Source organism: Enhygromyxa salina (genome assembly GCF_002994635.1).
GTDB lineage: Bacteria > Myxococcota_A > Polyangia > Nannocystales > Nannocystaceae > Plesiocystis > Plesiocystis salina_B.
Window position 1 is genome coordinate 127,533 of record NZ_PVNL01000130.1, and the last position, 9,116, is coordinate 136,648.

Below are 9,116 nucleotides of genomic sequence, written 5' to 3' on the forward strand. Positions count from 1 at the left end.
TCAAGCAATGCTCACCGCGCGCTCATGAGCGACCTCAACAATCCAATCCTCGCCAGCACCCGCGCCCTGATGGCGCAGCTCGACGACCAGACGATCGACGACGCGAGAGACAGCGTCCGCGCGCGCTCAACCGAGTCCAACGGTGAGGCGATCGCGCTCGAGGACGCGATCAACCTGATCAAGGCGGCCAAGTACCTCGCGGCCGCCGACGGGCTCAGCAACGCGGAGGTCACCGGGCTCAAGCTGTTGATGCGCAAGTTCGGGCTGCCCGACCCGGTCGTCCAGCACGTCCTGGCGTTCGAGGTCGCGGAGCTGTCGTCCGCGCACATCGGCGAGCTCGCCCGGCCGCGCAGCCGCGAGGCCTGCTTCCTGCTCTCGGGCATGATCGCGATCGCCGCGATCGACGGGCTCTCGGACGACGAGCTCGCGGACGCCCACGAGGCCGGCGCCGCGCTCGGGCTCGAGCCCAAGCTCGTCACCCTGATCGTCGCCGAGGCCAAGGCGTCCGTGTACGGGGTGCTCAGGGGCGACCGGGCGCTGCTCAAGCAGCTCATGAGCGTGCGCCGAGCGATCTTCGCCCTCGTGGAAGACTGAGCGTGGGTCAGATCTCGCTGAACATGTAGGGCGTCAGCGTGTCCTTGAGGCGGTCGCGGGGATCCTCGCCGTCGAGGTACCACAGCGCGCACGCCATCGACGACAGCAGCGAGTTGCCGTCTTGGGGCGTGAAGCAGAACCCGGTCACGGTGCGGCCGTCCTCGGACACGTGCATGCACTTGGGCGGGATCACGGTCTCGTTGAGGATGCGCCCGTAGAAGCCGTGATCGCGGCCAAACGAGAACACCAGCGCCGACGAGCGCTTCTCGGTCAGGGCCACGCGCGGGTTCTCGGCGAGCCGGGCGACGAGGGCGGCCTGGGTGGTCGGCTCGCTCAGCGCGATCGTGAACTGCAGGATGTGCATGTACTGGGTCGGCAGCTTGACCGCGCTCGAGAACAGATCGAGGTCCTCGTTGATGGTCTTGAACAGGTGCCACGCGTCGCGGGCGTGGTGGGTGCCGAACCGGGCGTCGTCGTGCTTGCCGACCTCGGGCGCCGGGATGAAGTCCGTGGCTTGGGAGATGTCCGTGGCCCGGCGCATGCACAAGAACCGGGCCCAGTCGACGCCGACCGTGCCCGCCTGCGGCCCTTCGAGCCGCTCACCGAGGGTCTTGAGCATCACGCAGATGTTGTGGGTGTTGCACGACACGATCTGGACGAAGCGCTCGTCGAGGTTGAGGGCCGCGTCGTTGATCCCGCGCGCGTACTGCTGACCAAACCCAAACTCGCTGCCCTGGGCCATGAACACCTTGGGCCCGGACGCCTCGACATAGCGGGGCTTGAGCTTGTTGCCGACGGGGGTGCAGTCGATGACCACGCTGGCGTTGGCGATCGCCTCGTCCGAGGTCTGGGTGATCTTGTGTCCGAGCGCTTCGAACTGCGCGACGGCGTCGGTGTCGACCACGAGCTTGGCGCCGCGTCGAACCATGCTCTCGACCTTGGCCCGCTCATCGACCAGCGGCGTGCGCTTGTGGAAGCTGACCTCATCGATGTCCCACTCCTTTCGGAAGGCAGAGAACAGCCCGATCAATGGCTCGCCGATGGTTCCGGTCCCGATGATATGGACGTTGCGCTTGGACATGACTGCGGCTTTAAGTTCGTCGCGTGGCTGGGGTCAAGCCCGATTTTCGCCAGCTGACGTCGTACCGGAGCTCAGCGGCAGATTGTGCGCTTCACGCAGACGCGGCGGCGGTCGAGCGCGGCCCCCGAGATCATCGGCGCCCGCATTCGCCTATGCTCACCAGGTGAGGACTGGTCGAGGGGCGAACGAGGGCACGACGCAACTGACGCGGGATGGGGACGATCCGGCGACGCGCGATCGCGCGGTGTTCGACTCGCTCGAGCCCGACAGCCGCGATGAGGTCGGCGTCCCGAGCATGCTCGAGCGCCTGATCGAGACCGGGCTGCGCCGCGACGACCTGCGCTTGCAGGAGGTGTTTCGAGCGCTCGAGGACGCCGACGAGCGCGCGATCGACTTCGACTCGTTCTCGACGGTGATCGGTCCGTGCCGCGGGCTGATCGAGCGCGCGCTCGCGGGCCGCCTGACGATCCCCGACTTCCCGAGCTTCAAGACCGAGGTGACGGCCCTCTATGAGCGCAGCCTCGCGCGCCGCGACGGCGAACTGGCCAGCTACATCCCCCAGCTCGCGCGCGTGAACCCGGAGCGCTTCGGTGTAGCGATCTGCACGGCCGACGGGCAGATGTTCTCGATCGGCGACGCCGACATCGAGTTCTCGCTGCAGTCTTGCGCCAAGCCGATCATCTACAGCCTCGCGCTCGAGGAGCACGGGGCCGAGCACGTGCATCGCTACATCGGCCGCGAGCCGAGCGGGCGCGGGTTCAATGAGCTGTCGCTCGACTCCGACGGCAAGCCGCACAACCCGATGATCAACTCGGGGGCGATCATGGCCTGCGCGCTGCTGCAGCGCGGTCAGGAGCTGGCCGACCGGTTCGAGTTCGTGCTCGACAGCATTCGCAGGATCGCGGGCGGGCGCAAGGTCGGGTTCTCGAACTCGGTGTACCTGTCGGAGCGGCGCAGCGCGGATCGGAATTTCGCGCTGGGGTATCTGATGCGCGAGCACAAGGCGTTTCCCGAGGGTACGCAGCTGATCGAGATTCTCGAGTTCTATCTGCAGTGTTGCTCGGTCGAGGCCACCGCGGAGGTCATGGCCGTGGTCGCGGCCACGCTGGCCAACGCGGGCGTGTGCCCGACCAGCGGCCTGCGCCAGTTCAAGCCCGCGACCGTCCAGAACTGCCTGTCGCTGATGTCGAGCTGCGGCATGTATGACTTCTCCGGTGAGTTCGCGTTCACCGTCGGGCTGCCGGCCAAGAGCGGGGTCTCGGGGGCGATCATCGGCGTGGTCCCCAACGTGCTCGGGTTTTGTTGCTGGTCACCGCGGCTCGACGAGCACGGCAACAGCGTGCGCGGTCTCGACTTTTGTCGGCGCCTGGTCCAGGCCTACAACTTCCACGCGTTCGACAACCTGACCGGCATGTCCGAGAAGAAGGACCCGCGCCTGACCCGGGCGCAGAACTTCGCCGACGACGCGGGGCAGGTGACCTGGGCCGCCAGCTTTGGCGATCTCAAGGGCATCCGCCAGCTGGTCGCGCGCGGCGTCGACCTCGAGCGCGGCAACTTCGACAGCCGCACCGCGTTGCACCTCGCCGCGGCCGAGGGCCACCTCGAGGTCGTCGAGTACCTGCTCAACCTCGGGGTGGATCCGCAGCCGGTCGACCGGTTCGGCAACACCCCCCTCGACGACGCGACCCGCGAGGGCCACGAGCCCGTGATCGAGCTGCTCACACACGGTTCGAAGAGGGGGGAGCGAGCGTGGTAGCTTCGCCCTCGTGCAACACCGTCTCGCCGCGTTCTTCCTCACCACTTTGTTGCTGGTCGGCCTGCTACCGCTGGCCTCGTGCGCCGTGCTCGAGCCCGGCAACGTCGGCTGGTTCTGCGAGGCCGATGACGACTGCAATGACGGCCTGACCTGTGAGACCTACCGCTACTCCGGCAGCGACCACGAGAACAAGCTGTGCACGGGCGACACGCTGCTCGAGGACAACGCCCAGAACTACGGCTGGATCATCCTGATCGCGGGGTGGTTGTTCTTGGTGTTGTTGCCGATCGCCATCCTGATCTTGGTCATCATCGCGAAGATCAAGAACCGGGAACGCAAGCCGCCGGAGTCCTGAGCTGAGCGACGCGGTCTGGCGCGGTCGCAGTCGGTGACGGTCGGTGACGCCTGGTGCGACCCATCGATAACGCCCACATGTAGCCCTGTACCGGGGGGGTGGCTCGGCCCCACTCGGTGGCACTGCCGTCCCTGACGGTTCGCCCGCTGGGAGGTCAAAGTGCGAGCAGATGAACGCCGCCACGACCGTCGCCGCCAGCACCTACGAGCTCCCCTTGTTCGCCGCCGCGCCGCCCAGCTACGGGCCCACCCCACGCGGTTCATTTGTGAGCGGTCTGGTCGATAACCTGGCCTGGACCTTCAACCTCGACACGCGCGAGCAAGCGCTCGCCGAGCAGCTGATGTTCGGTCGCCCGCTCGGCGCGCTGACCCGCCACTTCGACGTTGACGCGCCCACCGCCGCGCGCATGTGCCGGGAGCTATTCGTCATGACGGGCGCCGACGGCCGCGAAAAGCTGTTCGAGCTCGCCCTGCGACTCTCGGCCATCCGCGCCGTGTAGACGACTGTCTCTACACCCCCAAGAGCTCGCGGATCGTCCCGCTCACCATCGCCGTCGGCAGGCACATCCGCGCCCCAGCCTCGCGCGCCGCGGCCCGGACGTCGTCGCTCGGGGCGTCGTGCACTGCGATGATCTGCGGCTTCTCGTCGCTGTTCGCCAGCCGTCGGATCACATCGCTGCTGTCCAGGTCCGGGACGGTCAGCGACACGATCACGTGGTGCGGCGGCTTGGTCTGCGCGACCAGGATCGCGTCGCCGCCGGTCTGCGCGGTCAAGAACTCCACGTGGGGCTTGGCGTTGCTCAGCTCGTCGCGCAGCCGGGTCCGGAAGTCGGCGTTTTGGGTCACGACCAGGACCTTGGTCGCGCCTTGCTGGCGGCTGGGCTTGTCGACGTCTTCGTCCTTGAGGCCGAACGCGTCGATCACCCGCGCGCGGACCTCGGTCACGTCGAGCGGCTTCTTGAGGCAGGCCGCGGCGCCAGCGTTGAGGATCCGCTCCATGTTGGCTTCCGTGTAGTAGCCGGTGATCGCGATGACCTCGGTGTTGGTCGTCGCGGCGTCTTTCTTGAGCCGCGCGCAGACCTCGAACCCGTCGACGCCGGGCATCATGAGATCCAAGAAGATCATCTGCGGCCGGAACGAGACGACCAGGCGGCCAGCGTCGAAGGCGTCCTTGGCGACCTCGACCTCGAACTTGTGGCTGAGCTCCTTGACGACGTCGCGGACCAGCTCGAGCACGACGGGCTCGTCGTCGATCACCAAGATCCGCCCGACCTCGGTTCCGGTCGGGACGTTGAACGGGATGTTGCGCTCGCGACAGACCTTCTCGAGATCCTCGCGACGCACCCGGCGGTGGCCGCCGACGGTCTTGAACGCGGGGATCAGCCCGTCCTCGATCCAGCGGATGACCGTGGTCGGTGTGACGCAGCAGATCTTCGCAACGTCGTGGGTCGAGTAGGTGTCCTTGACAGGTGGTGTGCGTCCGCGGCTCATGAACTTGGATCCGATAGTCGGCTGGGGGCGGCGTCGGGCTTGGATGCGGCGAGCCCCGGCGGGGAGTCGCCCATGCTGCCGTCTCGGGGCAGGATCACGCGAAAGGTGGTGCCGCGGCCCGGCTGGGACTCCAGCAGGATATCACCCCCATGATCGCGCACGATCCCATAGGAGATCGAGAGGCCCAAGCCGGTGCCCTTGCCGATCTCTTTGGTGGAGAAAAACGGGTCGAAGATGCTGTCGCGGATCTCTTCGGGGATGCCCTGGCCCTCGTCGCTGACCGCGAAGCTGACCTCGCCGCTGGGCTCTTCGCCCAGGCAGATGCGCACTGTGCCGCCTCGGGGCATCGCGTCGACCGCGTTGGACAGCAAATTGAGCAGGACCTGCTCGAGCTGATCCGAGTCGGCCATGACCAGCAGCGGGGCAGGGAGCCGCTCGGGCTCCCGCAAAATGCGCACATTGTGCATCTTCCACTGATACTCGCCGATCCGCACGACGCGGTCGACGAGATCGCCCAGCTCGATCTTGGTCCGCTCGCCGCCTTGTTGCGAGCGCGAGAACAGCAGCACGCCCTCGACGATCTTGCGGCAGCGCTCGCCGCTCGCGGCGATCCGCTCGACCTTCTCGCGGATCGTGGGCGCGAGGTCCCGCTCGAGCAGCAGCTTCGAGTAGCCGACCACGCCCGACAGCGGGTTGTTGATCTCGTGCGCGATGCCAGCGGCGAGGAGCCCGACCGCGGCCATTTTTTGGCTCTGCAGCACCTGCTTCTCCAGCGCCCGCCGGATCCGCAGATCCAGGCCCACGAACACGGCCCCGCGGATCTCGTTGCCGTCGCGCAGCACCCGGCCCTCGAGGTGAAACGGGATCTCGCGCTCGTCGCCGCCGAGCAGCACGATCTCGCGGGCCATGACGCCGTCGCGCAGCAGCGTGTCCCACATGTCTCGCCAGTGATCGATGTCCTTGGCCTTGGCGATCTCGAGCCCGAACAGCCGACCCTTGGCCTCGCTGCTGGGGATCCCGACCAAGCGCTCGCTGGCGCGGTTCCAGGTGACGACGCGGCCCTCGGCGTCGACCGAGTTGAGCAGCACCGCGGTCTGATCCAGGACCCGCGACTGGTAGGCCGCGAGCGCGCGGGTCTCGAGCATCAGCAGGCCGTTGGCGAGGCCCATCGCCAGCTGCGGCGCGAGCTGGGTGACGAGCCCGAGCTCCTCGTCGCCCCACGCAGATCGGCGATCGAAGGTGCAGATCAGGTGGCCGACGACCCCGCCGGTCGCCCGCAAGGTCACGCGGATCGCCTCTGCGGCTGGGTGCAGATCGCCGGTCAAGCGCTCGAGCTCGGCCCGGGCCTTGGGATCTTCGATGTAGATCGGGCGAACGCCGACGTCGCGGGCCCAGTCGGGCGGCGGCGCGGTGTCCGGGTCGAGCGTCGAGAACCGCGGCGAGCTGTCGGGCGCGGTGTTCCAGCGCTCCCAGTTGCCGCCGAGCTGGGTCAGCACGATCACGCGCAGGGCCCCGAGCCCGGTCGCCAGCGCCTGACAGGCGGCGGGGATCGCCTCGCGCGGCTCGGCCGACGACACCAGCGCGCGATCGAACTGCCCGGTGATCTGGACCTCGAACGCCCGGCGTCGGCTCTCGCGGAGGTCGCGGCACAGGACCACGGCCGGCGCCCCCTCGCCGCTGCCGGCCGCGAGCGAGAGCTCGACCGGCACGGTCTCGCCGTCGAGCCGCTTGAGATCCAGCTCACCGATCCAGCTGCCATCGCGCGACAGCGCCAGCCCGCGACCCAGCTGATCGAGGAACGCCGGCTCGGCCAACTCGAGCAGCCCGCGGCCGACGATCGCGTCGCCCAGCAGGTCTTGCGCCGCCGGGTTGGCATGGACCACGCGCCCTTCACCGTCGACCAGCAGCACCCCCTGATCCAGGCCGTCGAGCGCCCGGGTCACCGCGCGGCCCAGCTCCGTCTCTGCGTCGGCCACCTGCGAGCGCTCGCACGTCACGAGCACCTCGTCACGGTCGAGCTTGGCCGCACGCACCCGACAGCGCAGCGCGAGCCCAAGCGACGGCGCCAGCTCGAGGTCACGGGTGAAGGCCTGACCGCGGGCGCGCTTGCGCAGCCCCAGAAACTCGCGCCCGAACGCCTCGCGCTCATTGGGCCGACGGATCCACATGAGCAGCGGCTCACCCTCGATCTGCAGGCGATCCATGCGCAGCAGCTCGGCCATCGAGCGGTTGGCCGCGAGCACGATCCCCGACGCGTCGAGCACCGCCGACGGGATCACGAGCCCACGGAGGATCTGCGCGTGGGGTCGCTCCGGCTCGCCGGTGGCGCGAAGCAGCTCACCGGTGAACTTGAAGGAGCTGGTTCGTTTGACGTTCACGCGCGACTCGACCCGGCCCACCGTAGCGCAGGAACCGGCCGTGGTCGCCCCATTCAGGAAACCTCCCCGCCCCACGAACGAACCCCCGCACGCGCGCCACGATCACGCTCGCAGCTCACGCGAACACCAGCGCTCCTCGCGCGAGCTTGCCCCGGTACCCTAGTCCTTGCTAGGTCGCTCGCTGGCACTGGCACCAACCATGTCCGACTCAATCTCAACAACATCCGACGCCGGCTTCGACGCTGACGTGATCAAATCGTCCACCCCCGTCATCGTCGACTTCTGGGCGACCTGGTGCGCCCCATGCAAAGCCATGGTCCCACACCTCGAGAAGATCCAGGACGAGCTCAGCGGCCAGATCAAGATCGTCAAGCTCAACGTCGAAGACAACCAGGCCACGCCCACCCAGTACAAGGTGCTCAAGCTGCCGACCCTGCTCAAGTTCAAGGACGGCCAGCTCGTCGACACCATGGTCGGCAACCCAGGCCCCCGAAAACTCCGCGAGTTCATCTCCAAAGACTTGTAGGCCTTCTTAGACCCCCACATACGGCTTCGCACTTCGCGGTCACTCGCTTCGCTCGCTCCCCACGGGCTGGCTGTTCGCGGGCGTATGTGTGGCCCCCTCGAAGGGGGCTCGAAGACGCGCCATCGAACGGCATCGCGGTTTTGAGGGTCTCGTTTCGCACTTCGCGGTCACTCGCTTCGCTCGCTCCCCCCGGGCTGGCTGTTTGCGGGCGTATGTGTGGCCCCCTCGAAGGGGGCTTGAAGCTGCGTCATCGAGCGGCATCGCGGTTTTGAGGGTCTCGTTTCGCACTTCGCGGTCACTCGCTTCGCTCGCTCCCCCCGGGCTGGCTGTTTGCGGGCGTATGTGTGGCCCCCTCGAAGGGGGCTTGAAGCTGCGTCATCGAGCGGCATCGCGGTTTTGAGGGTCTCGTTTCGCACTTCGCGGTCACTCGCTTCGCTCGCTCCCCCCCGGGCTGGCTGTTTGCGGGCGTATGTGTGGCCCCCTCGAAGGGGGCTTGAAGCTGCGTCATCGAGCGGCATCGTGGTTTGGGGGTCTCGCCTTCTTTGACCCCCCACATACGCCGGCAAACAGCGAGGCCGTATGTGGGGGGCCGACGCCGTTGTGTGGGGCGCCCGTGGGGAGCGAGCGAAGCGAGTGACCGCGAAGTGCGAAGGCGTATGTGGGGGTCTCAGAAGGCGTGACCGCGAAGTGCGAACCAAGACGCCGTTCGACGGAGCGTCTTCAAGCCCCCTTCGAGGGGGCCACACATACGCCCGCAAACAGCCAGCCCGTGGGGAGCGAGCGAGGCGAGTGACCGCGAAGTGCGAAGGCGTATGTGGGGGTCTCAGAAGGCGTGACCGCGAAGTGCGAACCAAGACGCCGTTCGACGGAGCGTCTTCAAGCCCCCTTCGAGGGGGCCACACATACGCCCGCAAACAGCCAGCCCGTGGGGAGCGA

Annotated in this window: 8 protein-coding genes; 5 read left to right on the forward strand and 3 right to left on the reverse strand. The window is 67.7% G+C overall.

The window, feature by feature from the left end; translation table 11 throughout:
* Positions 1 to 24: 24 nt before the first annotated feature.
* Positions 25 to 594 (forward strand): hypothetical protein, encoded by a 570-nt coding sequence (locus tag ENSA7_RS33875; RefSeq protein WP_106093550.1) that lies wholly within the window; start codon positions 25 to 27, stop codon positions 592 to 594.
* A gap of 7 nt (positions 595 to 601) precedes the next feature.
* Here ENSA7_RS33875 and ENSA7_RS33880 read toward each other — a convergent pair whose 3' ends face one another.
* Positions 602 to 1,675: a hypothetical protein gene (locus ENSA7_RS33880; RefSeq protein WP_106093565.1), complete on the reverse strand. Its 1,074-nt coding sequence runs from the start codon at positions 1,673 to 1,675 to the stop codon at positions 602 to 604.
* A gap of 163 nt (positions 1,676 to 1,838) precedes the next feature.
* Here ENSA7_RS33880 and glsA point away from each other — a divergent pair, with 163 nt between their 5' ends.
* The 3 genes from glsA to ENSA7_RS33895 all read left to right on the forward strand — a co-directional run bounded on the left by glsA (position 1,839) and on the right by ENSA7_RS33895 (position 4,285).
* Positions 1,839 to 3,431: a glutaminase A gene (gene glsA, locus ENSA7_RS33885; RefSeq protein WP_181234372.1), complete on the forward strand. Its 1,593-nt coding sequence runs from the start codon at positions 1,839 to 1,841 to the stop codon at positions 3,429 to 3,431.
* A 10-nt stretch (positions 3,432 to 3,441) separates the two neighbouring features.
* Entirely contained in the window at positions 3,442 to 3,786 is a 345-nt protein-coding gene (locus ENSA7_RS33890; protein ID WP_106093552.1) for a hypothetical protein, read from the forward strand.
* A 169-nt stretch (positions 3,787 to 3,955) separates the two neighbouring features.
* Complete coding sequence (locus tag ENSA7_RS33895; protein ID WP_106093553.1) at positions 3,956 to 4,285, forward strand: hypothetical protein; 330 nt, start codon at positions 3,956 to 3,958, stop codon at positions 4,283 to 4,285.
* Positions 4,286 to 4,295: 10 nt separating this feature from the next.
* Here ENSA7_RS33895 and ENSA7_RS33900 read toward each other — a convergent pair whose 3' ends face one another.
* Together ENSA7_RS33900 and ENSA7_RS33905 are read right to left on the reverse strand one after the other, a co-directional pair.
* On the reverse strand, positions 4,296 to 5,276 hold the full coding sequence (locus ENSA7_RS33900; RefSeq protein WP_106093554.1) for a response regulator: 981 nt from the start codon (positions 5,274 to 5,276) through the stop codon (positions 4,296 to 4,298).
* On the reverse strand, positions 5,273 to 7,654 hold the full coding sequence (locus ENSA7_RS33905; protein ID WP_146158455.1) for an ATP-binding protein: 2,382 nt from the start codon (positions 7,652 to 7,654) through the stop codon (positions 5,273 to 5,275). Before ENSA7_RS33905 ends, ENSA7_RS33900 begins: the two co-directional genes overlap by 4 nt.
* A 199-nt stretch (positions 7,655 to 7,853) precedes the next feature.
* Between ENSA7_RS33905 and trxA the strand changes: the two genes are divergently transcribed.
* Entirely contained in the window at positions 7,854 to 8,180 is a 327-nt protein-coding gene (trxA, locus tag ENSA7_RS33910; protein WP_106093556.1) for a thioredoxin, read from the forward strand.
* Positions 8,181 to 9,116: the final 936 nt, after the last annotated feature.